The sequence below is a fragment of the Stenotrophomonas rhizophila genome, assembly GCF_007667275.1.
GTDB lineage: Bacteria > Pseudomonadota > Gammaproteobacteria > Xanthomonadales > Xanthomonadaceae > Stenotrophomonas > Stenotrophomonas maltophilia_AE.
Genome location: NZ_VDQT01000004.1, coordinates 330,671 through 354,021 on the forward strand (window position 1 = coordinate 330,671; position 23,351 = coordinate 354,021).

The following is a 23,351-nucleotide window of genomic DNA, read 5'->3' on the forward strand; positions in this document are numbered from 1 at the left end:
GGCCGCTCCACCGGCCCAAGCGCCGGAACAAACACCCGGCGTGTGCCGACCGTTGGTCGGCACACGCCTTCGAAGGACAGAAACACATGGCCGACACCCGCAAGCAGATGCTGCTCGATCCCGGTTTTGAACTGACCCTGCGCCCGATGCGCTACCCGCAGTTCTATGACATGTATCGCAACGCGATCAAGAACACCTGGACCGTGGAAGAAATCAACTTCCAGATCGACATCAGCGACCTGCACACCAAGATGTCGCCGGGCGAGCGCCACCTGATCCACCGCCTGGTCGCATTCTTCGCCACCGGCGACTCGATCGTGTCCAACAACCTGGTGCTGAACCTGTACCAGCATTTGAACGCGCCCGAAGCACGCATGTACCTCTCGCGCCAGCTGTACGAAGAAGCGCTGCACGTGCAGTTCTACCTGACCCTGCTGGACAACTACCTGCCGGATCCGGAAGAACGCGCCAAGGCGTTCTCGGCGGTGGAGAACATCGACTCCATCAAGAAGAAGGCCGACTTCTGCTTCAAGTGGATCGACTCCATCCAGGGCCTGACCCGCATCGAAACCCGCGAACAGCGCCGCCAGTTCCTGCTCAACCAGATCTGCTTCGCCGCCTGCATCGAAGGCCTGTTCTTCTTCGCTGCGTTCGCCTACGTGTACTACTTCCGTTCGCGTGGCCTGCTCAACGGCCTGGCCTCGGGCACCAACTGGGTGTTCCGCGACGAAAGCGCGCACATGGACTTCGCCTTCGAATGCGTCGACGTCATCCGCGAGGAAGAGCCGGACCTGTTCGACGATGAGATGAAGCGGCAGGTCCATGACATGCTGGCCGAAGCCATCGAATGCGAAGTGCAGTTCGCCGAAGACGTGCTGTCAGGCGGCGTGGCCGGCATTTCCACCCGCGACATGCGCCAGTACCTGCAGCACTGCGCCGACAACCACTTCCACCGCCTCGGCATGGAAAAGAAGTACAACGTGCGCAACCCGCTGCCGTTCATGGAACTGCAGGACGTGCAGGAGCTGACCAACTTCTTCGAACGCCGCCCCTCGGCCTACCAGGTGGGCGTGCAGGGCGAAGTGTCCTTCGACATGAACTTCTGATCCCGATCAGACAGCGTCCCCCAAAGAACCCCGGCCCGCCCGGGGTTTTTTCATGCCCGTAACGCCCCCGGCGCTCCACACCCGTAGAGCCACGCCCTGCGTGGCTGATCCACCGCCCAACCCCCGCTGCCGTATCATCCCCACGACCCCCTCTTCCACACGGCCGCCCCCATGACCGCCACCCCCGACGTCGTCCCGCCCACCGAAGTGCGCATGGCCGAAATCGTCTTCCCCAACCACACCAACCACACCAACCACATGGGCACCCTGTTCGGTGGCCAGGCACTGGCGTGGATGGACAAGGCCGCCTTCCTGGCCGCCGCGCGCTACTCGCGCCGCACCGTGGTCACCGCCCGTTCCGACCAGGTCGACTTCAAGCTGCCGATCAGCATCGGCCAGATGGTGGAAACCGTGGGCCGTATCGTGGAAGTGGGCCGCAGCTCGATGAAGGTGGAAGTGGAGCTGATCGCCGAAGACCTGCACACCGGCGAGCGCAAGCTGTGCACCCGCGGCCACTTCGTGATGATCGCGCTGGACGAGAACCACAAGCCCACCGCCGTGCCCGCGCTGCCGGCCGACATCGCCGGCCCCTGATCGGGCGGGGTGATCCGGCGGCGATTGCGAACCCCGCAATCGCCCCCATCTAGCTGGCATGTCTACCCCACTGGCCGACTTCATCGACCGCGCCCGCCGCCTGTTTGTGCTCACTGGCGCCGGCTGCAGCACCGACTCGGGCATCCCCGATTACCGCGACGCCGACGGCCAGTGGAAGCGCACCCCACCGGTGAATTACCAGGACTTCATGGGCGAACTGGCCACCCGCCAGCGCTACTGGGCGCGCAGCCTGCTGGGCTGGCCGCGCTTCGGCCACGCCCGGCCCAACGCCACCCACGCCGCACTGGCCGCGCTGGAAGCGCGCGGCCAGGTGGAAGTGCTGCTCACCCAGAACGTGGACTGCCTGCACCAGCGCGCCGGCAGCGTGGGCGTGATCGACCTGCACGGCCGCCTCGACCAGGTGCGCTGCATGGGCTGCGAAGCCCGCAGCGACCGTGAGGACTTCCAGCACACCCTGCTGGCCGCCAACCCCGGCTGGGACAGCCTGGATGCCGGCATCGCCCCGGATGGCGACGCCGACCTGGAAAACGTCAACTTCAGCGCCTTCCACGTACCGGCCTGCCCGCAGTGCGGCGGCATCCTGAAACCGGACGTCGTCTTCTTCGGCGAAAACGTACCGCGCGAGCGCGTAGCCGCCGTACACGACCACCTCGCCAACGCCGACGCCGTACTGGTCGTAGGCTCCTCGCTGATGGTCTATTCCGGCTACCGCTTCGTCCAGGCCGCCGCCAACGCCGGCCTACCCGTAGCCGCCCTCAACCTCGGCCGCACCCGCGCAGACGACCTCCTCACCCTCAAGGTAGAGCAGTCCTGCGCAGAAGCCCTGTCCTTCCTGCTCCCCACGACCACCCCCGCGTAGAGACACGCCATGCGTGTCTACCCACACCGTTCCAAACAAACGGTTGCCTGCACCCCCGCTTCCGGGTGCAATAACCCCCCGGTTTCAACATCCCCCCGAGTCGCCCGCCCGTGAGCCAGCTTTTCTCCCCCGTAACCTTCGGACCGCTGACGCTGTCCAACCGCATCGTCATCGCCCCGATGTGCCAGTACTCGTCCACCGACGGCCAGGCCAACGACTGGCACCGCCAGCACCTGGGCATGCTGGCCCAGTCCGGCGCCGGCCTGCTGATCCTCGAAGCCACCGCCGTGCTGCCGGAAGGGCGCATCAGCTACGCCGACCTGGGCCTGTGGGACGACGCCACCGAAGCCGCCCTCGCCGACGTGATCGCCTCGGTGAAGCGCTGGTCGCCGATGCCGGTGGGCGTGCAGCTCGCGCATGCTGGTCGCAAGGCCTCCTCCGCACGCCCGTGGGACGGCGGTGGCCCGCTGCCACCGACCGACCCGAACGGCTGGACCGTGAAAGCTCCCTCGGCGCTGCCGTTCACCGCCAACGGCCCCACCCCCGAAGCGCTGGATGAAGCCGGCATCGACGCCGTGGTGGAGGCCTTCGCCGTCGCCGCCAAGCGCGCCGAGCGCGCCGGCCTGGACCTGATCGAACTGCACGCCGCGCACGGCTACCTGCTGCACCAGTTCCTCTCCCCGCTCAGCAACAAGCGCCAGGACGAGTACGGCGGCTCGCTGGAAAACCGCATGCGCCTGCTGATCCGCGTGTTCGACGCCGTGCGCGCGGCGGTCTCCGACCGCATCAGCGTGGGCGTGCGCATTTCCGCCAGCGACTGGGTCGACGGCGGCTGGGACATCGAACAGAGCACCACCCTCGCGCAGATCCTCGATCTGTGCGGCTGCCAGTTCCTGCACGTCTCCAGCGGCGGTCTCGACGCACGCCAGAAGATCGCCCTCGAGCCCGGCTACCAGGTACCGTTCGCCGCCGCGATCAAGGCCGCCAAAGTGCGCATGCCGGTCATCGCCGTCGGCCTGATCACCGACCCGGCCCAGGCCGAATCGATCCTGCGCCACAACCACGCCGACGCCATCGCACTGGCCCGCGGCATCCTCTACGAACCGCGCTGGCCGTGGCACGCCGCCGCCGCCCTAGGCGACTCCATCACCCCCGCACCACAGTACCTGCGCTGCGAACCGCGCGAAGCCCGCGGCGTATTCACCGCACCCACCGCGTGATGAACCCGGTAGCGCACGACCGTTGGTCGTGCGCCGCCTGATCTCACGCAACATCCACCCGCCACGCAACCGGCAACCCCTCAACCACCATCTGCATCAACGCCCGCACCTTCGGCGTCAGATCGCGCCGATCACTCACGCACAAAAACACCCGCATCGGCTCCGGCGACGTCCGCGCCCCATCGCCCGACGCGAACAACACCTGCAACGCCCCGCGCGCCAACCACGGTTCCGCCACGAACGCCGCCAACCGCGCGATCCCACCGCCGGCCGCCGCCATCGCCGCAATCGCATCGATGTCATCCGACACCAGTGCAGGCCGCATCTCCGCCTCGAAGCGGATCCCATCGCGCACGAACCCCCACGGCAGCAACCGCCCATCCACCGGATAGCGGAATACCAGGCAGCGATGCTCGCGCAGCGCCTCCGGCGTGTCCGGCGCACCGACCCGCGCCAGGTACGAAGGCGCCGCGCAGACCACGAACGGCACCTGCGCAATGGATCGCGCCACCAGCCCATCCACCAGCTGCGGCTCGATCCGGAAGCTCACATCCACGTCTTCGCGCGCATGGTCCACACTGCGGTCGGCCAACAGCAGCTCGATCGCCAGCGCGGGATAGCGCGCCTGCAGCGCGGGCAACATCGGCGCCAGCACGTGGCGGCCAAAGGCCGACGTGCTGGCAATGCGCAACCGCCCCTGCGGCACCGCATCGGGATCGGTCACGGCCGCCTGCGCCCGTTGCAGGTCGCGCTCGATATGGCGCACTTCCTCCAGGTAGCGCGCACCGCGTTCGGTCAGCGCCAGCGAGCGGGTAGTGCGGTTGAACAGCCGCACCCCCAGGTGCGCCTCCAGCCGCGCGATGTTCTGCCCCACCGCCGCGGGGCTGATCCCCAACGAGCGCGCCGCCCCCGCCAGGCTGCCGGCATCGGCGGTACGGACGAAACTTCGGATTGACTGAAGAATGTTCATGATCGCGCCAATTATGGCGCCTGATTACAAAGATCCGCTTTACAAAGACCCAAGGCCAAGCGCTCTACCGCCGCCCCGTGCCCCCGCCTATCGTGCCGACCCTGCAGCCACCCCCGGCTGCTTCTTCAAGGACTGCCCGATGACCGACGCACAGACCTTCCCGCGCCGCTGGAAGCTAAGCCCCCGCACCACCCCCTACGTATTCGCCTTCTTCATGGCCTCGGTCATGGCCATGCTGATGTGCCTGGTGATCACCGCCGCCAACGCCGGCATCAACGCCGACTTCCCCGCCCGCGTACTCGGCGCCTACCAACTCGCCATGCCCACCGCCTTCGTCTGCGTACTGATGGTGCGCCCAGTGGTGATGCGGCTGGTTGCGCTCACCGTGCATCCGCCGCGCTGACAACATGTGGCATCCCTCCCCGGTAGCGCCCCACCGTTGGTGGGGCGTCGCGGCAAATCGAACGATGCATCGGTCGGCACATCGGTCGGCGCATCGGCCGGCACATCGGTCGGCGCATCGGCCGGTACACCGCTCGGTAGAGCGGACTGTTAGTCCGCTGCTCCACCTGCGTCAATGCCCGCGATAATTGGTTGCAACTGACATCGTCCCTCCGGAGGAATGCGCCGCTCCACTACACTCACCCCATGCGCCCCGACTCCATCCTCACCCTCTCATGCCCGGACCGTACCGGCATCGTCTACCGTGTCTCCGGCCTGCTGTTCGAGCAGGGCTGCAACATCTTGGACGCGCAGCAGTTCGGCGATGACGAGAGCGGCCGGTTCTTCCTGCGCGTGCATTTCGACCGCGACCCCGAGCAGCCCATCGAAGCCATGCAGGCCCGCATGGCCTCGCTGGCCGCCGACTTCCAGATGGACTGGCAACTGCACGACGCCCGCTGCCGCGCACGGCTGCTCGTGCTGGTGAGCAAGCAGGGACACTGCCTGAACGACCTGCTGTTCCGCGCCCACAGTGGCCAGCTCAAGGTGGACATTGCGGCAGTCGCATCGAACCACGAAGACTTTGGTGCTCTCGCAGGCTCATACGGCATCCCCTTCCACCACCTGCCGGTCAACGCCGACAACCGCGCCGTACAGGAACAACAGATCATCGATCTGGTCGAGCGCGAACAGATCGACCTGGTGGTCCTGGCGCGCTACATGCAGATCCTGTCACCGCGCCTGTGCGAAGCCTTGGCCGGGCGCGCGATCAACATCCACCACAGCTTCCTGCCCAGCTTCAAAGGCGCGCAGCCATATCACCAGGCCCACGCGCGCGGCGTAAAGATCATCGGCGCAACGGCCCACTACGTAACCTCCGACCTAGACGAAGGCCCGATCATCGAACAGGACGTAGCACGGGTAGACCACGCCATGACCCCACGCGACCTGGTCCGCCTCGGCAGTGACACCGAATCGCAGGTACTGGCGCGTGCCGTACGCAGGCACGTAGAGCACCGCATCCTCCTCAACGGGCACCGCACCGTTGTATTCAGGTAACCGATGGGGCGGCTTCTCCTGCTGGGCGCCTTTCGGCTGCAAGGCGCCACAACGTGCAATGTGCATACGGCTACGATAAAACCACCGCCCACTTGCGACCGCCCCCATGATCGACCATCTGGATCACCTCGTGCTGACCACTTCCGCAGAAGAGGCCACCACCCATTTCTACGTCAACGTCTTGGGGATGACCCTGGAAACGTTCGGAGCGGGCAGAAAGGCCTTCCGGTTTGGCAACCAGAAGATCAATCTGCACATCAAGGGGCATGAGGTTGAACCCAAGGCGCACCTACCCGTGCCGGGCTCCCTGGACCTCTGTTTCATTGCCGCAGTGCCATTGGACGAGGTCATCCAGAAGCTCGGCAGCAACTCGGTGAAGATCGAACAGGGCCCCGTCGAGCGCACCGGTGCATTGGGCAAGATCCGATCTGTGTATGTCCGGGACCCCGAACTCAACCTGATAGAGATCTCCGAGTACCTCCCTGCGAACTAGCCGATCGGTTCTGAGCCAGACTACAGGTCCCAGGTACTGGGCCGCGCCGTACGCAGGCATGCTCGACGGACACCGCGCCGCAGTCTTCTGATAGCGACCCCCACAGTCGCAAGAGACCCGGTAGCGCCGGCCGTTGGCCGGCCTTCACGATACCGGCAGAAAACCGTGCGGTAGTGCCGGCCCCCAGGCGGCACCGCACGGAGAATGGAGCGCCACCGCACCACCACGGAGTGAAAAAGTGTTCGCACCCTACTGGGCAGAATTCCTAAGCCTGGCGATAGTCCACCTGCTTGCTGTCATAGCCCCAGGCCCGGACTTCGCAGTAGCCGTCCGCCAGACGGTCCGCTTCGGCCGAAAAGCAGGCATCTACACCTCGCTAGGAATAGGCGCAGGCATCTCGGTCCATGTCCTCTACACCCTCATCGGCGTAGGCGCACTCCTGCACACAACCCCCTGGCTGATGACAGCAGCCAAGTGGCTCGGCGCGGCCTACATCTTCTACCTCGGCATCAAATTCCTCCGCAGCAAGCCAAGCGCAGGCGGCGAAGCGACCACCGATGCGCCGAGCGACGCCGTGCAGCAAACCCCCAGGCAAGCCTTCGTCATCGGCTTCATGACCAACGCCACCAACCCCAAGGCGACCCTGTTCTTCCTGGCTGTGTTCACCACACTGGTCAGCGCAAAGACACCGCTCCCCGTGCAGATGCTCTACGGCCTGTGGATGTGCCTGGTCAACGCGGCATGGTTCGTCCTGGTCAGCGTAGCCCTCTCCACGGCAGCCGTACGCCAGCGCTTCATGCGCTCCAGCCACTGGTTCGAACGAGTGATTGGCGTGCTGCTGATCGGCTTCGCGCTGCGACTGGTGTTCGTAGCGTAAGCAATGGGGCCGAGCCCGCTCCACGGTGCAAGATGGCCCCATCTGGATGTGTACGGAGCTTTTGGCGAACGCCAAGAGTGTCCAGATGCCGCCACTGGTTACAGGCTTTGGCCGTTTGATGGGAGTGATCCCTAAGGGCATCCGCGAAACCCCCGCAAGGGGGTTTTTTTTAAAGCGCGGCGATGTGTGCTCAGGGCGTAGAAGCAGCAGCCGGCCGAGCCCGGCTCTACCCGGATTCCGTCACTTCCTACTGTTCCGAACGCTCCTTGCGTGAGCGCTCCTTCTTCGGCTCGTGCTTGCGATATCGATACGGCAATGGCACCGGCGTCTCATCCAGCGTCAACGTGACGCGCCCGGGTGTGACCTCTACAAACACACGATGACCCGTCTTGAACCCCAACCGCTCCATCCATACCCCGCAAAGCGACAGGTAGGGAATGGACAGACCCGGCGGCAGGATGTTGCCGGCAGGGTGCCGAAGGGCGGAAATGCGTAGGCTCTTGGGCTGATACCAGCCGATGCCAACCTGCTGGCTGGGATCGTTGCATGAATCCATCTTTGAACTGCGCATGCGTCTACTCCATCGGAAGTACTCCCTTGTCGGCGACAAGGGAGTCGGGAGGTTGATATCCGTTAGACCATCGGCGTGACTTATTTCCCAAGGGGGTGTTGTATTCGCCACCCTCCCGACGCAGAACTTCATGCTTTCATGGGTCTAACAAGGGGATATCAAGCCCCGAATCCAGACGATGCACAGCTGCTCAAATAAAGAGAAGTTGATGCTTACCCAGCATACCGGCATGTTCGATTTACTTGGTCAATGGTGTGACGCAAGTGAGCCGAAATTCTGGCGTCAGCTGGTAATTGCTGGAACGAACGTCCCAGAATCAGTGGCATACTCTCGTGCCAAGCGCTCCTGTTCACTGGCCTCACCGCACCAGAACAGGAGTCGTAAGCAACCCGGGGTGCGCTGAACATTGCTACGCAGTGCAGGCGCGACCCACATACACAGCCGCTGCCTTTCTACGCATACTCATCCCTCTTCAACCAAGCGACCAGCGCAGAAAAAGCAGGTGAGGGCTGCCGGCGGTTAGGGTAGTAAAGATGGTAGCCGGGGAAGGGGACGCACCACTTGTCCAGCACAGCCACCAACCTGCCCTGCGCGATGTGCTCGGCTACCATCGGTTCCGGGGCGTAGGCCAAGCCCAGTCCGTCCAGTGCGGCATTGATGACGTGGGTCATGCTGTTGAAGACCAGCGGGCCATCGCCGCGTACCGTGAACTCCTTGCCCTTCTCTTCGAACTCCCAGGCATAAATGGCACCGTTTGGGCGATGCCGGATGTGCACGCATCGGTGTCGGGTGATGTCGGCGGGCTTTCTGGGCTTGGGATGTTTCTGGAAGTAGCCGGGAGATCCAACCACCACCAGCCGCCAATCCGGTCCGACCCTGACAGCGATCATGTCCTTGCTCAGCGCTTCCCCGAGCCGGATGCCGGCGTCGAAGCGCTGCTCCACCACGTTGGTAAAGCCGTAATCCACGTAGAACTCAAGCGTGATATCCGGGTACTCGGCCAGGAACCCGGCAAGCCGTGGTCGGATGATGGTCTCCATCGAATCATCCGTGCAGGAGATCCGTAGCGTTCCCGCCGGCCGGTCGCGCAGGTCACCCAGCGCTTCCACGCTGGCGCCGATAGCCTCGAAGTGCGGTGCGATGGAGCGCATAAGGCGCTCGCCGGCTTCAGTGGGGGAAACGTTGCGCGTGGTGCGGGCCAGCAGGCGAATGCCCAGGCGCTCTTCCAACAGCCGCATCGAATGGCTCAGCGCAGAGGGCGTTACCCCAAGGCGAATGGCGGCCTTGGTGAAGCTCTGCTCTTGGGCCACCACTAGAAAGGCTTGCAGATCATTGGTCTTCACGGCGCTCATGGACCAATTGTGAGCTCAACTCAACAATGCATCAACTTTCAGCCGGCTTATCACGGTAGCGGGCGGAGCCTATCGTGGCGACCTCAGTCCCCCAACCGAGGCCGCACTCGCATGAAACCGACCACGTTGCTGCTGGCGCTGCTTGCCAGCTACGTACTTCCGCTTCCCGCCATGGCTGCAGATACGCCCGGGGCAGCCCGTCCCGCCGGGGCAGACAACTTCTACCGCAGCCCCACTGTCACTGGTGAGCGCGTCAGCTTCCACAACCAGTACCAGATGGAAGTGGTGGGCACGCTGTACCGCCCTCAGGGCTTGCCTCGCGGCAGCCGCGCTCCCGCCGTGGTGGTTGGCCACCCGATGGGCGCGGTGAAGGAGCAGAGCTCGCAGCTCTACGCGCAGAAGCTGGCCGAGCAGGGCTTCATTACGCTGGCAATCGATCTTTCCTTCTGGGGAGAGAGCGGCGGCACCCCGCGGCACCTGGTGGCGCCGGAAATCTATTCAGACGACATCAGTGCGGCCGTTGATTTCCTGAGTACGCAGCCCTATGTGGACCCGGATCGGATTGGCGGCCTGGGTATCTGTGGCAGCGGCAGCTTTGTGATCAGCGCCGCCAAGATCGACCCGCGCATCAAGGCCATCGCCACGGTGAGCATGTACGACATGGGTGCGGCGGCACGGGAGGGGCTGAACAACGGGCAATCGCTGGAACAGCGCAAGACGGTGATCCAGTCGGCAACCGACCAGCGCTTGGCCGAGTTCAAGGGCGGGGCGGCTGTGTACGTGCCAGGCACAGTGAACAAACTCGATGCTGACACCCCTGCCATTCAACGCGAGTTCTTCGATTTCTACCGTACGCCGCGCGGCGCCTACACGCCAAAGGCAGATACTGCAGAGCTGACCACGCAGCCGCTCTTCAGCAGCCTGGTCAAATTCATGAACTTCTATCCCTTCAATGACATCGAGACCATTTCGCCCCGGCCGATGCTGTTCATTTCTGGCGACGCGGCGCATTCCCGCGAGTTCAGCGAAGACGCATACCAAAGGGCCGGCCAACCGAAGGAACTCTACTGGGTGGAGGGTGCGGGTCACGTGGACCTGTATGACCGTGCCAACCTGATTCCCTTCGAGAAACTGACGACGTTCTTCCAGCGCGGCCTGGCCGGGAAATGAGCCGCACACACGCAATCGCAGATCGCTCAAACTGGGGGGGCGTGCTCGCGATGACGCTATGCGTCTTCGCGTTGATAGCCTCGGAATTCATGCCGGTGAGCCTGCTTACTCCCTTGGCGGCAGATCTGGGCGTGACCGAGGGGCTTGCCGGGTACGGCATTGCCATTTCGGGAGCCTTTGCGGTGCTGACCAGCCTGTCGATCTCCCGGTTGGCGGGCAACATGAACCGACGAACGTTGCTGCTGATCCTCACCGCATTGATGGCAGTGTCCGGTGTGGTGGTGGCCCTGGCTCCGAACTATCCGGCCTACATGATGGGGCGTGCACTGATTGGCGTGGTGATCGGTGGGTTCTGGTCGCTCTCTGCCGCAACGGCAATGCGGCTGGTTCCGGCTGCGAAGGTTCCGCGCGCCTTGGCGATATTCAACAGCGGCAACGCGCTTGCAACGGTAGTTGCGGCGCCATTGGGCAGCTACCTGGGCGGCATGATCGGATGGCGCGGCGCTTTCTTGTGCCTTCTGCCGGTGGCTGCAATAGCCCTCGCATGGCAGTGGGTTTGTCTGCCCTCCATGCCCGCGGAGAGCGGGCAGTCACAAAGCGGGCTGGTCGCGCTGTTCCAGCGGCGTGTGGTGGCACTTGGCATGCTTGCCTGCGGTGCCTTCTTCATGGGGCAATTTGCCTTGTTCACATACGTGCGGCCGTTCCTGGAGCGGGTGACCAGTGCGGGAACGTCTGCTGTACCACTGGTGCTGCTGGCCATCGGCGTAAGCGGCTTCGTGGGCACGCTCGTCATTGGCGCATTCCTCAGGCGTGGGCTTTACCGAACGCTTGTGACCATTCCGGCCTTGATGGCGCTCATTGCCGTGGCCTTGGTTGCACTGGGGCCCCAGCTTTGGCCGACCGCCGCGCTGCTCTCGGCATGGGGCCTGCTGGCAACGGCCGCGCCGGTGGGCTGGTGGAGCTGGCTGGCCCGCACTTTCACTGACAACGCAGAGGCCGGTGGCGGGCTGATGGTGGCGGTGGTGCAGTGCTCCATCGCACTCGGCTCGACCGTGGGCGGACTGTTGTTTGACAGTCTCGGCTTTGCCAGCACGTTCCTGGCCAGTGCTGGCCTGTTGCTGTGCGCCGCGCTGCTCGCTTATGCCACGTCGTACGACCGGGCGTCCACGTCGGGGTCGGTGGTCGCTGTGGAACCCCGGGGCTGATGAGGCGCGTTACGTCGATCACAGGAGCACTGCTTTGCCTCCTGCTTGCGTTCGGGGCAGTAGCGGCATGCTCTGCCGAGTCCACTCATCACGCCATTTCAGCCTGGAAGGTAGAGTCACACCCGGAGGTTCATTCCATGAAGATTCGACTGATCATCAACGATCAGATGCTGTCGGTCTGATTCGACTGGGTCGAATAGAAGGACGACTGCAGGTCCTTCGCACGGAAGGCCCGCTCGCGGTTCGGATTGAGTGCGACTAGCCGTTGGTTGCATACCCAACACACCACAAAGAGGTGAGCTACATGGAAATCAAACGCCTTGGCACCCAAGCGTCCATCAAAGGATCGACGGACTGGTTTACGGGCATGGTCCGCATCGATCCGCTCAATGCCGCCTCTGCGCCATCGAGGGTATCCTGCGCCGCGGTCACCTTCGAGCCGGGTGCGCGCACTGCTTGGCACACCCATCCGTTGGGGCAGACGCTTATCGTTACTGCCGGCTTCGGTTGGACACAGTGCGAAGGCGGTCCGATCGTGGAGATCCGGGCGGGTGACGTGATCTGGTGCCCGCCGGGTCACAAACACTGGCACGGTGCATCGCCCACCACCGCCATGACTCATATCGCGGTCCAGGAGGCGTTGGATGGCAGGAACGTTGACTGGCTGGAGCATGTGAGCGAAGAGCAGTACCTGGCCGGACCTCCCGCTGCTGACGCACCGGCCCGCTCCGACGGAGGCGGCTGACATGTTGGTTCGATCCGCGGTTCGCGGGCTCTTGGCCCTCTCTGTCTGGGCGCTGCTTGGCCTTCCCCATGAGGCTGAAGCCGCGGCGCCCGGTACGACGATGACCCATCTCGCCGTAACCGGCGTGCGCGATGGTCAGAACGTGAACTGGTTGGAGAAAGTGACCGATGCCCAGTACCACGGCGATTGATTGGAAATGGCGGTCCAGTCGTCTCGTCTGTCTGATGGGTGCGGCGATGCTTGCCTCCGGTCCGGGACAGATGGCTTTCGCACACGAAGGAGCAGCTATGAACGTCAAATCAAACACGGGTTCCACCACCGAACTGGACACTCGCCAGCAAGCCATTATTCCGATCAGCGCCTCAGCAGCGGCCGGCAACATGGATAGCCTTCGGGGCGCGCTGAATCAAGGCTTGGACGCGGGACTGAGTCTGGCCGAAGTGCGAGAGATACTCGTGCAGGTTTACGCCTATGCGGGCTTTCCGCGGAGCCTGAACGCGTTGAGCGAACTGATGAAGGTGGCGGAGGCACGCAGGCAGAGTGGCATCCAGGATGAAGCCGGCCGCGAGCCCGGCAAGCCGATTCCCAAGGGCGACGCGTTGCTCGCTGCAGGCACCGCCAACCAGACCAAGCTGGTGGGTGGTCCAGTCTCAGGGCCATTGTTCGATTTCGCACCGCAAGCAAATGAGTTTCTGCGTACGCATCTCTTTGGCGACATCTTCGAGCGCGACAACCTTGATTGGCAGAGTCGCGAGCTGGCCACGGTCAGCATGCTGGCTGCCATGTCCGGGGTGGAACCCCAGTTGCAGTCTCACATAGGAATCAGCATGAAGATAGGCGTGCGCCCTGAGCAGCTGTCCAGCCTTGCCGATGTTCTCGAAGCCCACTCCAGCTTGGACGCTGCCGAACGTGTCCGCGTTGGTATTCAACGCCAGCTCGAGGCTCGGCAGGAATGATCTTCAGGAAAGCTATGCGCCGGGTTTCACGCGCACGTTGGAGGGCTGATTGAAAAGGATACTGATCGGAACCTTGATCGGCATGGCTGCATGCTCCTCCAGTGCTGGAGCTGAGGAGTTACAAATGACCAGGCTGTCAAAGATCACCGTAAACGCGGATCATTTGCCCGCCTATCGAGACGCCCTGGCTGAAGAGGTTCGCGCCTCAATGGAGCTCGAGCCAGGCGTGCTGTCCTTGTACGCCGTCTTCGACCAAGACGACCCGACCAGACTGACGATTCTTGAAATATATGCGAGTCGGCAGGCATACGAACAGCACGTGAAGAGTCCGCATTTCCTCAAATACAAGAACGGGACGCTGCACATGGTCAAATCGTTGGAGCTGGTCGACGTCGATCCCCTTCTGCCGGAGCTGAAGATCAAGTAGCGTGAACCTGGAAGCGTCCCGAGGGGCTGCGTACCGCAGGCCCTATGTGCATGCGGTACGTGCGCTGGACTACTCCGCCGGAATAAGCAGCGGCGTCTCTTTGTCTTTCAGAAGGAAGACCACAAACCTGGCGGGCTTAGTCTGGCTGGCATTGCGGCCCACGGTGTGGACATCGTTCGGGCCTTCATAGAACGTCTCGCCGGCCTTGATGGTCTGCTCAGGGTTTTCCCCTCACACCCATGATGATGGTGCCATCGAGCACGTACACGATGGCATGCGCATCATGGCGATGCACGGGGTCAACCGCACCCGGCGGGTAGTCCACGGTGATGAGCGTGATCTCTTTGCCCGGGTAGTCCTGCAGCGCCTGCGATGCCACCTCGGCAACAACCGCGTGCGGCGCATCGGTTGCAGGCGCGCCCCCGTGCGCGAAGGAGGCGCCGGAAAGCAGGCAGAAGCCCATGGAGAGAGTGATTGCCGCCCACATCGCGCGCGCGTTCACTGCGCCACCGCCGGTGCGACGGACAGGCCAGCCTTGTCCAATCCCCATGCCTTGTCGAAGGAGCCGGGCACGGCGAGGAAAGCCACGTTGATGCGGTTCCAGGCGTTGATGCCCGCGATCACGAAGGTGAGATCGGAGATCTCGTTCTCAGCGAGCTGACCCCGAACGCGCTCATACAGCTCGGTCGGCACGCCCTGGCTCGGAATGCAGGTCAGCGCCTCGGTCCACGCCAGGCTCGCACGCTCGCGCGGCGAGAACAGGTTGGATTCACGCCAGATCGCCACGTGGTGAAGCCGCAGTGCGCTTTCACCGTGGATGGTGGCCTGCTTGACGTGCATATCGACGCAGAACGCGCAGCCGTTGAGCTGCGAGGCGCGGATATGCACGAGATGGCGGATGGACGCTTCGATGGAGCTCTTTGCTTCAGCCATGCTGAGTTCCATGAGCTTCTTGGTCAGCTCGGGGGACTGCTGCTGGTAGTCGAGACGTTGGGTCATGATCTTGGGTCCTGGGAAGGGTCGCGGGGGGGGCTGCAGCGCGGTGCCACGGTATGCCCAGCCACCCCCTCCCGGTAGACGCCTGCGGGTAACTTCGCTGTTTACTCCATCGCAACAATGGAAGCGTCACACCACTGTGCGCTGGAGCTTCTATCTTCCACGGAGTAACCAGGCGGACCGGTATCCAGATCCTGGCCTCGCAGCCTCGTTGTTGCGAGGCAGAAGCCGTGATCTGGTTCGGGGTGCGGCTGTAAGTCACAATGCGGTTCCGGCTTCCCTTCAACGGCAGTAAGACCCCTGGGAGTTGTATGCGCAGCCTTCTACTTCTGATGGCAACAACCGCCGCACCGGCCTTTGCGGCAGTGAACCCGCTTCCAGACGATTTCAACGCGTTGTTCGCCACTACCTGCATGAAGTACTACTACGCGCAGGACACGCTGCGTGACCAGATGAAAAGCCACGGATTGAAGGTTCTGCCGCCAGACCAGGCTGGGTTGTTCCTCGGCGGTAAAGAAGGAACCGCCTGGATCCTTGTTGCTCCAAGCACGCGATATGTCATTTCACTCAGCAACAATTCCGTTTGCTCGGTGTTCGCACAGCGCGGAAACCCGGAGCAGATCCAGTCGGGATTCCTGAAACTGGTTGGGACGGCGCCAGCGCTGTTGGTCGCCCAGGCGCCGGACACTGCTGGGCTGGGGCCAAACAATGATCTTGCCAGAACCGTCGCCCGCTCGTGGGCACCTCCCGCAGACAAGGAAGAGCTTCTGTTCGTGCTGACAACATCATCGAGTGAGGAGGTGACGGCGCAGACCATGGCCTCCATGTCGCGGGTCAAGAGGGCCAAGTAGCCATCAGCTCGATGCTGATCGGTTCACTCACGCGTATGGTGGCACCATGGTGCATGTGCGTGGTGCGCGGGTATTGATTCCATCTCTGGAAGGATTGAACCCAAAGGTGCTCACTCTGCTGGCAGTTTCGACCCATCAGACAGTACGCCGATAGCGCCCAGCCACGTGCGCGCCAGCGACGGCCAGTTCGCCAGCGGTGTGTTCGTTACGCGTAAGCCGAAGGCGTGGCCGCCATGCGGGTAAAGGTGCAGCTCAGCGGGAATCCCAGCCTGCTGCAGTGCCAGGTAGTACGTCATGGAGTGACGAACATCATCGGTGGGGTCATCGCCTGCCTGCAGGATGAAGGTCGGCGGACAGTCCTTCGCAATTTGCACTCCCGCATCCAGCGCTAGGCCCGGCTTGCCCTTGTCCCACAGATGCCCCGGATACAGCGCCAAGGCAAAGTCCGGCCGCGTGGGCTGCTGGTCGGCTGCATCTACGGCGTCGTAACTCCGGGCCGGGGCATTGCTGACGTCCGCCACCATGCGCCCACCGGCAGAGAACCCGATGACGCCCACTCGATGCGGATCTACGTCCAGTTCGTGGGCCTGGGCCCGCAACAGCGCGATGGCCCGCTGCGCATCCTGCAGTGCCATTGGTACCTCGGGGATGCGCCGGCAATTGCATTCGTCAGCCCAATACGGGCCGGAGCCGGGTACGCGATACTTCAGCAGTACGCAGGTGATGCCCTGCGCGACGAGCCAGTCGCAGACCTCGGTACCCTCCAGGTCGATGGCCAGCACGCGGTAGCCGCCGCCAGGAAAGACCACGACTGCCGCGCCGGCATTGGCCACGGAAGGCCTGTAGATCGTCATGCTGGGCCGGGAGACCAGCTGGACCATGGTGACCGGCTGGCCGGCAATGGTCCCCCGACTGCGGCCGAAGCGTTCGGCACCGGTCGTGGCGGGCGGCGTGATAGCCAAGGAGTCCGGCCACAGCGATTGCTCGATGGCGGGTGCCTGGGGATGCCAAGCGCGATCTTGCGGGTCGATCAGCGGCTCCGCACCGGTGCGAGCAGCCTGGCAGGGGGCGCAGGCGATCAAGGCGAAGAGCCAGCCCAGGGCGGTGGTCCATTTCATCCAGCGTGTTCCGTGAGAGCGAGCTCTGATCTTACTGCGCCAGTACGAAGTAACTTGCCTTGGCGCCAGCCTTGGCCAGCACGCCATCTGGCGCTGGTCTGGCTTGTGGCCCGCCAGGATAAGCTTTATAAATCGGCCTGCCGATCGGTTTAACAGTTAATCAGGACTCTGAGGGGAGTGTCTTTGCTGATCACGGAAAAGCAGAATCAAGCGGCTGGGGACTTTGTTGACCTCATTGCAGGTCGGCTGGGCTCGGGAAGGGCGATCCATCCGGAAACTGCGATTGCCAGTGCTGCGCGTATTTCAGGCAGCCTGCTCTTGCGATCATTCGGCTTCGATCTCGGATCGTCAGAACCCGGAACGGCACTGCTATCCAACGAAGCGAATGAGAAAGGGCCTGCCTTGATCAGTCTGCTGGGTGCGTTCCTTGCTGAGAACCAGGTTTCGCTCGACCCAACCAAGCTCCGTGGGGCAACGGAGCACCGTGGGACAGAGCCCAACCTGACCACCCTGGAGTCCCTGTCGCTATTGCAGGCGGAGGCACTGGCTGTCGCGGCACGGCATTCTCTCTCGCTGCAGCAGGCCGCAGAGGCTGCCGCCTTGGCAACGGCCTTCATCGTCAAGGAATGCAGTGCATCCATTGGCGGGGAGGTCGGCTTCAATGTGGCCGCCTTCGGATTCGTGGAAGGAAGCAAGACCGTGCCGCCTCGTCTTGAAGAGGTCGTCAAGCCACCCGCGTCAAAGCCTTGGTACAAGGTGTGGTGAGGCTTCTGCGATCCCCTTACTCATATGCCTTCCTGGTCGCGAGCAATCTGGAGCTGCTCGAGGAATTCGAGGCTGGACCTCGGCGCGTGGGCGGGTCGATCTTCATTGCGATGTTCCTGATTACTCAAGTGCTGTTTCTTGACATTTCTGCCAACTACTTCTTAAGCGACCAGCTCGGTGGGCGATATCACGTCCCCTTGTGGGCCCTATGCATCGCCCCCAATTGTCGCCGCGTGGTTCATCTCTGGGTCGACCCTCGAGCACGGCGAGTCAATGGCCGAAGGGCACAACGGTAAGTGGCCGACGCTGTTTGCGATCTACCTGATACCAGGCGTGGGCATAGGTCTGACACTGTACTGGGACCTATACATTCCTTTCGCAATCGTGCACGCAGCCATTCTTTGGTTTCTCCATTCGCGCTATCGAAGGTTTTGTGGTTCAACTGCCAGATTGATGGTCGCTCCAAGTGGAAGCATAGTTCCTGAACCGCCTGTACCACGGAGGCGCTCTTGGGATATGATCCGCCAACTCGTACTACCGCGGCTGCTGAACCCGGTACTTACGAGAGAAGGATCATGGAAATGGAAAGGAACCGCGCCTGGAGGCGTACGCAGGCCCGCAACTGTGGCGGGGATCGAGCGGTGCACTCGACAAAGTTCAAGCCCGAGAAGAACTGGAAGCTGTTGTATACGCGTGGGTGCAAGCTTGTCCGCGCGCGGCAGCTGGGCATCGCCTATCCGGTTCGCAGCACCCGGCAGTTGTTGGAACAACAATGACCAATCTGCTGTTCGTATGCAGCCGCAACCAGCTGCGCAGTCCAACCGGTGAGGCCGTCTGGCAACACCGTGCGGGCTTCAGCGCTCGCTCGGCGGGCACGAGCCCGCACGCCCGTAGACCGATCGGCCCAGCGGACATCCGCTGGGCCGATGTCATTTTTGTCATGGAAGCCAAACACCTGCATCGTCTGCAGGCCGGCTTTCCGCGACTGCTTGCGTACAAGCGGCTGCACTGCCTCGATATTGCCGATGACTACCGCTACATGGATCCTCGGCTGGTGGAGCTGATCGATGCCAAGGTGATGTCACTCCTGGTGATGGACTGCCAGGCCGAGTGACCCGTTCGCCGCGCCGAGCTGCCATCCTGCGTGGGTGGGGCGTCGCACCGGCCGGTATTCGGATTCGGGAGGGCTGACCAAGGCCTAAAAAGAACTAAAGTCACAGCCCATTCGCCCCGCTGCGCCCAATGGATGCGGCGGCGGAGATCGGCTAATCTCAAGCGCTTCAATGGGGGATGGACATGGGTTGGCTGGATCGACTGAAGTCATCGCTTGGATCGAAGAGCAGCGGGAGCCTACGAGGGTCGACCTGGCCTCGATCGCTTACAGCATGCCCACGGTTGCGGCTGACGCATTGGTCTTCGCGATGCCGACACAGGCCTCGTTCGAAGGTGCGCCGCAGTTACACGAGGACGAGTGGTGCCAGATCGAGTTCCTGCCCCGGGATGCCTTCGCCGCGATCTAGGCCACGCTTGCACGATACAAGTCGTTTGAGCTCGCCCATCGACTCCAACATGGATGGTCGGAGCTGTTCTCACGCGAGCTGTCCCGGGCCGTTGTAGTGGAAGGCGCCGACGCAATTAAAAGGGTCGCCAAGTTGTTTGGTGCTGCGCCGACCAACGCCCCGATCTTGACCACCACGTCTCGACCGCTTGGCCAAGTGGGAGGGGGATTCTCGATCATGCCGTCACCGGACCTGCTGCCGTACGGGCTTGCAGATGATCGCGGCATTACGGCGCTCGGCGCACTGCTGTACGGCGACGATATTCAACTCTCCAAAGCATTTGCGGTGCTGCATTCGGCGGAAGGTCTGATCCTCGTTGACTGGCGGGGACAGCTCGCCCTCTGCGGCGTGAACTCCGACGGAAGCTTCGCCATCTGGAACCCGTAGGCGAGCGCGCCAAGCGCCAACGTTCTCGTTTGAACCTAATCGGACAATTGAAGGAAATATGGCCGCCACCGAAATTACCCTGTCTGACTTCCCGCTGTCCGTGCACAGCCTAGTCGAGCTCCTGCGCGAGGGAAGAGACGGAGAGGAGGCGAGGTTCACTGACCAAGCCATCGCTGACTGGTGCTATGAGCTGTTCGCTGCAATAGATATCTGGACAGAAGTCAGGAGCGCGCACGTCGAGGTTGAGAGCGCGCGAGAAGTTGCATACGAAGTCGCGATGCGGTTTGAGACAGATTTTTTGAACGCCAAGGGTAGGGTCTTGGATGCTGAATGCTATCAGTCGTGGCTGGCACGGTTGGAGCACAGGTAGCGGTATAGCAGAGTGATCGCCCAGCGCGCTGGCCAACTGAAGGAAGCTAACCTTAGCCGGTCCTGTTGAGGGCTGGATTCGAGATGTCCACCTTGGACACAATGCAGAAGTGACCGGGCTGAGAAGTGACATGAAGCAGTACCATCGATTGATGCGACGCCATACATCGACTCAACACGGCGACGCGGAGCGCAGAGAACTACTTCAGGTGCTCAGTACCGCACCTGGCGTAGAGCGTGTGAAGATCATAGAGGTGCATCCAAAGGGCGGTTATCGAATCACTTTTGACGTGGCTCCGGAGTCGATCGATGCATTCAATTCATACCTGGACGAGAGCGATTGGATGTCTGTGTGGTAGCTCCGCGGCGGCGAGTTGCCACTCAACCTGCTGGAGCGATATCGGGCCGGAGATTCATCTTCGTCTCCGATACTCGCGTTGGCTGTTGAGCGCCTTGGGTGCAGGAGTTTGCCGTCATCGGAGTCCTGGAGGCAGTTCAGAACGTATGGGGTAATGCGGGCACGAGCCATGAAGTATTTGCAATGCGAAGGGAACTGCACCTGACGCAAATGGACGACTGCTGCCGGCCGATAGCGGACGTGAGTCTCTCTGGTAGCTCGGTTCTCTGATGAGGAATGTGTCGATGGTCAGCGCGCTGTGCAACATCTGCGGTCGAAAGCTTGACGTCTCTGCCGATCTGCTATCTGCCGATTGCGGCGGAGATTGCTGGGGCTGCGTGGGGGCCATGGAGCTTGTTGGCCAGAATCGGCCAAGCGGGTCGCGGAGGAAATCCGAGCCGGCCTTCGAGAGCCTGATGGGGCGGCTAAGCCGCCGTCCGACAGCTAGCACGCCAACGTCCGCTTCTGGCCGGAAGCGGACACCGTGCCGAGTCCGACCGCCGGGAAGGATGGTGATGTCGGCTACCGACCCAAAGCGGTGACTCGCAGCCGACGGTTTCAAAGCTTGAAAGCGAACTCTGAATCGGCTAAAAGCTCCAATATTAAGGCGATTTGGAATCGGATCATGGTGTGGGAAAGGCTCAAAGGAATATTTGGCAGCCAAGGCAAGCCAACCACGCCCGTCCCGACGTCAGCACCAACCCGAACGGAAGACAAGCCCGCACCGCAAGTGCCCGACTTGAACTGGATTGAAGCGACGGACAATCCTTGGGGCGTCCGCGTGCTCGACGTACGGCCCGTAACCCTGACCATGTTGTCCACGAGCCAGGATCCACAATGCGCGGCGAATGCGATGTCGTTCGAGCAGGATGACGGCACTGGCTTCATCGGGAAGACACCCGTTACCGAACGCAACGTTGAGACTTCACTGAGCTTTCCCGTCGACCAGGTGTTGTCCGATGGCGTATTGTTCGCGCCGCGGGCTATGGAGCACAAGTGGGCACTTTTCTTTCATCATGGTGAGATCATCGCTGTGCGCAGCTGGACACGCGCCGTGATGCTGGTCGCGCGTGTGGAAACGCATGATCGTCATATCGAGATCACCCGTATCCGCGGCACTTTGTGTGCTACTGACGAGACGCCCGAGTTCACGGTCAGGGGACTCGACTACCTTCTGCGCAGCCATGTACTCGGCGCTATCTACCCAGCGCCCCTACCGCCCGGCATCGAGGCGGACCTGAAGGCCGCAGCCATGTGGTGCATGTCTGCGTTCGGCAATCTCGCGCAGCTCGCGACGCCGTGCTCCTTTACCCGACCCGATCCCGAGCGTCCGTTACGGACTCATTCGCTGTTGCACATTGCCGTTGCGCGTGGGCAGCCCGAAGCAGTCGACGCCTGCCTGCGATCAGGAACGCCAATCGATGCGTTGGCAGCCGACGGGCTGGCTCCGCTACATTGGGCGCTCGCCGCTCAAGACGGCGCGATTATCAGCATGCTGCTAGACCGCGGTGCGTCCGTCGACGTGCGCTCCGATCAGGGTGCAACGCCACTGATGAACGCAGTACAGGCCGCCAGCGTGGAAAGTACCACGCTGCTTCTCGATCGAGGCGCCGATGCGAACGCACGAGACGGGCGCGGCTTCACGGCATTACATCGCGCGGCCGAAATGGGGCTCGCCGACATCGTGCGCTTGCTGTTGGATAGAGGCGCGACCGTTGACGTCGATGCCGAAGGGCATACTCCTCGGTCGCTGGCGGAAGGCCGAGGCCGGAATGACATTCTCGCGATGCTTCAATCGCCTGGATGACCGCTTGTGGCCGTAAGCGGGCCTCCCTGCTTTCACGGCGCTCCGGCCGGTGCTAGCTTTCGCTATCGGCCCATCCTTACAGGCTGCGCAGCATCGCCGCTGTGCACCGTCGGTTCCTAGGGGAGTCAATGTCTAAAGGGGGAATCAATGTCCAGGTACTTCGTCCACAACGGCTACTCCGGATGGTCCTACGGCACGCCGCGCGATCCCCAGCTGATCTCCGATTCAGATGCAGCCAGGCTGATGAAGCTGGCCGGCTTGACCGCAGAGCAGGTTTTGTTGATCCTCCCGCCGGCACAGTATGCCGAAGTTGGCGACGCACTCTTTGCGGCGACCGGTTTCAATCGATTTTTGTTCTTGGGCGACCATGGAGAATGCATGGACGTTGATGCCAGCAAGGTCGCCTTGCCATTGCGTTTGGTGTGGGACTGATCTGGTACTGCCTCATAAGTGATTTGACACTTATGGAACCTCCTCAAAGAGAAATCAAATGCGCTATTGGGTCTTATTGGTACTGATTTTGCTGGCAGGGCCCGCGGTCGCCGCAAAGCGCTATACCGCGCCGTCGGACGCCGACACACGAGTTCAAGTTTCAGTCCCTTGGCTGCAGGAAAAGAGAGGGCTGGACGAATGGTCCAATCTTACTGTGTGGGACTTCACAGACAATCCTGCAGGAGAGATGCTCGGAATAATTAAGTTCCGGACCAAAAGCAAAGATCAGACTGTCATGCTTCGCTCTGGTCGCAAGATCCAGCTTGTCATGCACACCATGGAGTCAAGCTTTGGTCAAGTTCAAGAATGCGGCGTGGCACTGACCTTCAACCCTGAGAAGGCTGGCCAATACATGCTTACATTTGAGTACCCGGTGCAAGCTGGGCAGGACGCAGCTGGATGTCGCTCAAGTTTGACCGATCTCGCTGCAACAGATCCGGCCAAGGCTGTTGTTGTCCAATTCACGGCGCCAGCAACAACGCAGATTTATAGGGCTAGAGTCACTATCAGTCATTAATGATTGGCAGGTCTCGGCCTAACAATT

General features: G+C 62.3%; 28 protein-coding genes. 22 read left to right on the forward strand and 6 right to left on the reverse strand.

Annotated elements, in window-relative coordinates; translation table 11 throughout:
- The first annotated feature begins 86 nt into the window (after positions 1–86).
- The 4 genes from FSZ13_RS14480 (at position 87) to FSZ13_RS14495 (ending at position 3,800) form a co-directional block, all read left to right on the forward strand.
- Positions 87–1,106, forward strand: coding sequence for a ribonucleotide-diphosphate reductase subunit beta (locus FSZ13_RS14480; RefSeq protein ID WP_145480882.1), 1,020 nt, complete (start codon positions 87–89; stop codon positions 1,104–1,106).
- 171 nt (positions 1,107–1,277) lie between these two features.
- Positions 1,278–1,700: an acyl-CoA thioesterase gene (locus FSZ13_RS14485; protein ID WP_145480884.1), complete on the forward strand. Its 423-nt coding sequence runs from the start codon at positions 1,278–1,280 to the stop codon at positions 1,698–1,700.
- Between the two features lie 58 nt (positions 1,701–1,758).
- Positions 1,759–2,580, forward strand: coding sequence for an NAD-dependent protein deacetylase (locus FSZ13_RS14490; protein WP_145480886.1), 822 nt, complete (start codon positions 1,759–1,761; stop codon positions 2,578–2,580).
- A gap of 110 nt (positions 2,581–2,690) precedes the next feature.
- The gene (locus FSZ13_RS14495; RefSeq protein WP_145480888.1) at positions 2,691–3,800 is read left to right on the forward strand and encodes an NADH:flavin oxidoreductase/NADH oxidase; all 1,110 of its coding nucleotides are present in this window, start codon (positions 2,691–2,693) and stop codon (positions 3,798–3,800) included.
- A gap of 43 nt (positions 3,801–3,843) precedes the next feature.
- Here the strand turns inward: FSZ13_RS14495 and FSZ13_RS14500 are convergent, their stop codons facing one another.
- The gene (locus tag FSZ13_RS14500; protein WP_145480890.1) at positions 3,844–4,770 is read right to left on the reverse strand and encodes a LysR family transcriptional regulator; all 927 of its coding nucleotides are present in this window, start codon (positions 4,768–4,770) and stop codon (positions 3,844–3,846) included.
- 139 nt (positions 4,771–4,909) lie between these two features.
- On the opposite strand from FSZ13_RS14500, the gene FSZ13_RS14505 reads away from it, so the two are divergent.
- The 4 genes from FSZ13_RS14505 to FSZ13_RS14520 all read left to right on the forward strand — a co-directional run bounded on the left by FSZ13_RS14505 (position 4,910) and on the right by FSZ13_RS14520 (position 7,640).
- The gene (locus tag FSZ13_RS14505) at positions 4,910–5,173 is read left to right on the forward strand and encodes a DUF2798 domain-containing protein (RefSeq protein WP_145480892.1); all 264 of its coding nucleotides are present in this window, start codon (positions 4,910–4,912) and stop codon (positions 5,171–5,173) included.
- A 245-nt stretch (positions 5,174–5,418) separates the two neighbouring features.
- The gene (gene purU, locus FSZ13_RS14510) at positions 5,419–6,270 is read left to right on the forward strand and encodes a formyltetrahydrofolate deformylase (protein WP_145480894.1); all 852 of its coding nucleotides are present in this window, start codon (positions 5,419–5,421) and stop codon (positions 6,268–6,270) included.
- A gap of 106 nt (positions 6,271–6,376) precedes the next feature.
- On the forward strand, positions 6,377–6,763 hold the full coding sequence (locus tag FSZ13_RS14515) for a VOC family protein (protein ID WP_145480895.1): 387 nt from the start codon (positions 6,377–6,379) through the stop codon (positions 6,761–6,763).
- Positions 6,764–7,001: 238 nt separating this feature from the next.
- Positions 7,002–7,640, forward strand: coding sequence for a LysE family translocator (locus FSZ13_RS14520; RefSeq protein ID WP_145480897.1), 639 nt, complete (start codon positions 7,002–7,004; stop codon positions 7,638–7,640).
- Between the two features lie 247 nt (positions 7,641–7,887).
- Here the strand turns inward: FSZ13_RS14520 and FSZ13_RS14525 are convergent, their stop codons facing one another.
- Both FSZ13_RS14525 and FSZ13_RS14530 read right to left on the reverse strand, forming a co-directional pair.
- Positions 7,888–8,211, reverse strand: a complete 324-nt coding sequence (locus FSZ13_RS14525; protein WP_186308955.1) for a SymE family type I addiction module toxin — start codon at positions 8,209–8,211, stop codon at positions 7,888–7,890.
- Between the two features lie 452 nt (positions 8,212–8,663).
- Positions 8,664–9,563, reverse strand: coding sequence for a LysR family transcriptional regulator (locus FSZ13_RS14530; protein WP_095362534.1), 900 nt, complete (start codon positions 9,561–9,563; stop codon positions 8,664–8,666).
- Between the two features lie 111 nt (positions 9,564–9,674).
- Here FSZ13_RS14530 and FSZ13_RS14535 point away from each other — a divergent pair, with 111 nt between their 5' ends.
- The 6 genes from FSZ13_RS14535 to FSZ13_RS14560 all read left to right on the forward strand — a co-directional run bounded on the left by FSZ13_RS14535 (position 9,675) and on the right by FSZ13_RS14560 (position 14,066).
- Positions 9,675–10,733: an alpha/beta hydrolase gene (locus FSZ13_RS14535; RefSeq protein WP_145480901.1), complete on the forward strand. Its 1,059-nt coding sequence runs from the start codon at positions 9,675–9,677 to the stop codon at positions 10,731–10,733.
- Complete coding sequence (locus tag FSZ13_RS14540) at positions 10,730–11,938, forward strand: MFS transporter (RefSeq protein ID WP_145480903.1); 1,209 nt, start codon at positions 10,730–10,732, stop codon at positions 11,936–11,938. Before FSZ13_RS14535 ends, FSZ13_RS14540 begins: the two co-directional genes overlap by 4 nt.
- 304 nt (positions 11,939–12,242) lie before the next feature.
- Positions 12,243–12,683, forward strand: a complete 441-nt coding sequence (locus FSZ13_RS14545) for a (R)-mandelonitrile lyase (RefSeq protein WP_145480905.1) — start codon at positions 12,243–12,245, stop codon at positions 12,681–12,683.
- Between the two features lies 1 nt (position 12,684).
- Positions 12,685–12,873 carry a hypothetical protein gene (locus tag FSZ13_RS18645; RefSeq protein WP_222116621.1) on the forward strand — a complete coding sequence of 63 codons (189 nt, stop codon included), beginning with the start codon at positions 12,685–12,687 and terminating at the stop codon, positions 12,871–12,873.
- A gap of 97 nt (positions 12,874–12,970) precedes the next feature.
- On the forward strand, positions 12,971–13,639 hold the full coding sequence (locus FSZ13_RS14555) for a carboxymuconolactone decarboxylase family protein (protein WP_145480907.1): 669 nt from the start codon (positions 12,971–12,973) through the stop codon (positions 13,637–13,639).
- A 49-nt stretch (positions 13,640–13,688) separates the two neighbouring features.
- Positions 13,689–14,066, forward strand: a complete 378-nt coding sequence (locus tag FSZ13_RS14560) for a putative quinol monooxygenase (RefSeq protein ID WP_186308956.1) — start codon at positions 13,689–13,691, stop codon at positions 14,064–14,066.
- Between the two features lie 217 nt (positions 14,067–14,283).
- Here the strand turns inward: FSZ13_RS14560 and FSZ13_RS18775 are convergent, their stop codons facing one another.
- Positions 14,284–14,568, reverse strand: a complete 285-nt coding sequence (locus FSZ13_RS18775) for a cupin domain-containing protein (RefSeq protein ID WP_260844193.1) — start codon at positions 14,566–14,568, stop codon at positions 14,284–14,286.
- Positions 14,565–15,065 carry a carboxymuconolactone decarboxylase family protein gene (locus FSZ13_RS14570; protein ID WP_095362538.1) on the reverse strand — a complete coding sequence of 167 codons (501 nt, stop codon included), beginning with the start codon at positions 15,063–15,065 and terminating at the stop codon, positions 14,565–14,567. Before FSZ13_RS14570 ends, FSZ13_RS18775 begins: the two co-directional genes overlap by 4 nt.
- Before the next feature lie 308 nt (positions 15,066–15,373).
- Here FSZ13_RS14570 and FSZ13_RS14575 point away from each other — a divergent pair, with 308 nt between their 5' ends.
- On the forward strand, positions 15,374–15,913 hold the full coding sequence (locus FSZ13_RS14575) for an NMCC_0638 family (lipo)protein (RefSeq protein WP_145480909.1): 540 nt from the start codon (positions 15,374–15,376) through the stop codon (positions 15,911–15,913).
- A 110-nt stretch (positions 15,914–16,023) separates the two neighbouring features.
- Here the strand turns inward: FSZ13_RS14575 and FSZ13_RS14580 are convergent, their stop codons facing one another.
- The gene (locus FSZ13_RS14580; protein WP_145480911.1) at positions 16,024–17,031 is read right to left on the reverse strand and encodes an alpha/beta hydrolase; all 1,008 of its coding nucleotides are present in this window, start codon (positions 17,029–17,031) and stop codon (positions 16,024–16,026) included.
- Between the two features lie 177 nt (positions 17,032–17,208).
- Between FSZ13_RS14580 and FSZ13_RS14585 the strand changes: the two genes are divergently transcribed.
- The 7 genes from FSZ13_RS14585 to FSZ13_RS14625 all read left to right on the forward strand — a co-directional run bounded on the left by FSZ13_RS14585 (position 17,209) and on the right by FSZ13_RS14625 (position 23,324).
- Complete coding sequence (locus FSZ13_RS14585) at positions 17,209–17,796, forward strand: hypothetical protein (protein WP_145480913.1); 588 nt, start codon at positions 17,209–17,211, stop codon at positions 17,794–17,796.
- Between the two features lie 772 nt (positions 17,797–18,568).
- Positions 18,569–18,910: a low molecular weight protein tyrosine phosphatase family protein gene (locus tag FSZ13_RS14595; protein WP_145480917.1), complete on the forward strand. Its 342-nt coding sequence runs from the start codon at positions 18,569–18,571 to the stop codon at positions 18,908–18,910.
- Between the two features lie 502 nt (positions 18,911–19,412).
- The gene (locus tag FSZ13_RS14600; RefSeq protein WP_145480919.1) at positions 19,413–19,742 is read left to right on the forward strand and encodes a hypothetical protein; all 330 of its coding nucleotides are present in this window, start codon (positions 19,413–19,415) and stop codon (positions 19,740–19,742) included.
- Between the two features lie 58 nt (positions 19,743–19,800).
- Entirely contained in the window at positions 19,801–20,112 is a 312-nt protein-coding gene (locus tag FSZ13_RS14605; protein ID WP_145480922.1) for a hypothetical protein, read from the forward strand.
- A 961-nt stretch (positions 20,113–21,073) separates the two neighbouring features.
- Positions 21,074–22,315: an ankyrin repeat domain-containing protein gene (locus FSZ13_RS14615; protein WP_145480924.1), complete on the forward strand. Its 1,242-nt coding sequence runs from the start codon at positions 21,074–21,076 to the stop codon at positions 22,313–22,315.
- A 147-nt stretch (positions 22,316–22,462) separates the two neighbouring features.
- Complete coding sequence (locus tag FSZ13_RS14620) at positions 22,463–22,747, forward strand: hypothetical protein (RefSeq protein ID WP_145480926.1); 285 nt, start codon at positions 22,463–22,465, stop codon at positions 22,745–22,747.
- 58 nt (positions 22,748–22,805) lie between these two features.
- Entirely contained in the window at positions 22,806–23,324 is a 519-nt protein-coding gene (locus FSZ13_RS14625; protein ID WP_145480928.1) for a hypothetical protein, read from the forward strand.
- Positions 23,325–23,351 lie beyond the last annotated feature (27 nt).

What these genes read in the sequence shown, in the direction of transcription:
- FSZ13_RS14485 (WP_145480884.1), top strand. Translation starts at nt 1,278, where the DNA reads ATGACCGCCACCCCCGACGTCGTCCCGCCCACCGAAGTGCGCATGGCC.
- FSZ13_RS14570 (WP_095362538.1), bottom strand. Translation starts at nt 15,065, where the DNA reads ATGACCCAACGTCTCGACTACCAGCAGCAGTCCCCCGAGCTGACCAAG.
- FSZ13_RS14625 (WP_145480928.1), top strand. Translation starts at nt 22,806, where the DNA reads ATGCGCTATTGGGTCTTATTGGTACTGATTTTGCTGGCAGGGCCCGCG.
- FSZ13_RS14580 (WP_145480911.1), bottom strand. Translation starts at nt 17,031, where the DNA reads ATGAAATGGACCACCGCCCTGGGCTGGCTCTTCGCCTTGATCGCCTGC.
- purU (WP_145480894.1), top strand. Translation starts at nt 5,419, where the DNA reads ATGCGCCCCGACTCCATCCTCACCCTCTCATGCCCGGACCGTACCGGC.
- FSZ13_RS14620 (WP_145480926.1), top strand. Translation starts at nt 22,463, where the DNA reads ATGTCCAGGTACTTCGTCCACAACGGCTACTCCGGATGGTCCTACGGC.
- FSZ13_RS14605 (WP_145480922.1), top strand. Translation starts at nt 19,801, where the DNA reads ATGGCCGCCACCGAAATTACCCTGTCTGACTTCCCGCTGTCCGTGCAC.
- FSZ13_RS18645 (WP_222116621.1), top strand. Translation starts at nt 12,685, where the DNA reads ATGTTGGTTCGATCCGCGGTTCGCGGGCTCTTGGCCCTCTCTGTCTGG.
- FSZ13_RS14555 (WP_145480907.1), top strand. Translation starts at nt 12,971, where the DNA reads ATGAACGTCAAATCAAACACGGGTTCCACCACCGAACTGGACACTCGC.
- FSZ13_RS14500 (WP_145480890.1), bottom strand. Translation starts at nt 4,770, where the DNA reads ATGAACATTCTTCAGTCAATCCGAAGTTTCGTCCGTACCGCCGATGCC.
- FSZ13_RS14535 (WP_145480901.1), top strand. Translation starts at nt 9,675, where the DNA reads ATGAAACCGACCACGTTGCTGCTGGCGCTGCTTGCCAGCTACGTACTT.
- FSZ13_RS14530 (WP_095362534.1), bottom strand. Translation starts at nt 9,563, where the DNA reads ATGAGCGCCGTGAAGACCAATGATCTGCAAGCCTTTCTAGTGGTGGCC.
- FSZ13_RS14540 (WP_145480903.1), top strand. Translation starts at nt 10,730, where the DNA reads ATGAGCCGCACACACGCAATCGCAGATCGCTCAAACTGGGGGGGCGTG.
- FSZ13_RS14490 (WP_145480886.1), top strand. Translation starts at nt 1,759, where the DNA reads ATGTCTACCCCACTGGCCGACTTCATCGACCGCGCCCGCCGCCTGTTT.
- FSZ13_RS14515 (WP_145480895.1), top strand. Translation starts at nt 6,377, where the DNA reads ATGATCGACCATCTGGATCACCTCGTGCTGACCACTTCCGCAGAAGAG.
- FSZ13_RS14575 (WP_145480909.1), top strand. Translation starts at nt 15,374, where the DNA reads ATGCGCAGCCTTCTACTTCTGATGGCAACAACCGCCGCACCGGCCTTT.
- FSZ13_RS14525 (WP_186308955.1), bottom strand. Translation starts at nt 8,211, where the DNA reads ATGCGCAGTTCAAAGATGGATTCATGCAACGATCCCAGCCAGCAGGTT.
- FSZ13_RS14545 (WP_145480905.1), top strand. Translation starts at nt 12,243, where the DNA reads ATGGAAATCAAACGCCTTGGCACCCAAGCGTCCATCAAAGGATCGACG.
- FSZ13_RS14595 (WP_145480917.1), top strand. Translation starts at nt 18,569, where the DNA reads ATGACCAATCTGCTGTTCGTATGCAGCCGCAACCAGCTGCGCAGTCCA.
- FSZ13_RS14505 (WP_145480892.1), top strand. Translation starts at nt 4,910, where the DNA reads ATGACCGACGCACAGACCTTCCCGCGCCGCTGGAAGCTAAGCCCCCGC.
- FSZ13_RS14480 (WP_145480882.1), top strand. Translation starts at nt 87, where the DNA reads ATGGCCGACACCCGCAAGCAGATGCTGCTCGATCCCGGTTTTGAACTG.